The organism is Acidiphilium sp. JA12-A1 (assembly GCF_000724705.2).
GTDB lineage: Bacteria > Pseudomonadota > Alphaproteobacteria > Acetobacterales > Acetobacteraceae > Acidiphilium > Acidiphilium multivorum.
Map to the genome: position 1 here is coordinate 1 of NZ_JFHO01000258.1, position 725 is coordinate 725.

General features: G+C 56.6%; 1 pseudogene. It reads left to right on the forward strand.

Annotation, left to right across the window (positions count from 1 at the left end):
- Positions 1-723: pseudogene (locus RT91_RS21855) on the forward strand (IS5 family transposase); the annotation flags it as partial.
- Positions 724-725 lie beyond the last annotated feature (2 nt).

Genomic DNA, 725 nt, shown 5'->3' on the forward strand with positions numbered 1-725 from the left:
GCGAGGATAGAACCGCATTGTCTTGGCAAGGCGAGTGACCCTGGCCGCAGCGGCCGGGACAATCGGCTGTTTCTGGAAGCGGTGCTTTGGATTGTCCGTACTGGCAGTCCGTGGCGTGATCTGCCTTCGATGTTTGGCAACTGGAGCACGGCCTACCGCCGGTTCAACGACTGGCGTCGCGCTGATGTTTTCAAACGGATTTTCGACGCGGTATCTGATGAACCCGATATGGAATACGCCATGGTCGACGGCACGATCGTCAAGGTCCACCGTCACGGCCAGGGCGCAAAAGGGGGACTCAAAGCCAGGCCATAGGCCGTTCCAAAGGTGGCATGACAACCAAAATTCTGGCGCTGACGGATGCCTTGGGCAACCTTGTGCGCTTTCGTCTCATGCCGGGCAATCGCTATGACAGCATCGAGGTCCCGCCACTGATCGACAACGTCGAATTCGGTGGATTGATCGCAGACAAGGCATTCGACAGCAACGCTCTGGTCGCAGAACTCAACGAAAGAGGCGCCAGGATCGTCATTTCCCAGCACCCGGCCCGGGCACTGAAGCTGAAAAATCGACCACGAAAACCTACAAATGGCGTCATCTGATCGAGAATTTCTTCTGCAAGCTCAAGGAGTTCAAAACGCATCGCCCTGCGCGCCTGCAAAAACAGACCAGAGCTTCCAGGCAATGATCCACCTCGCCGCAGCCGTCATCAACTCACGATGAAT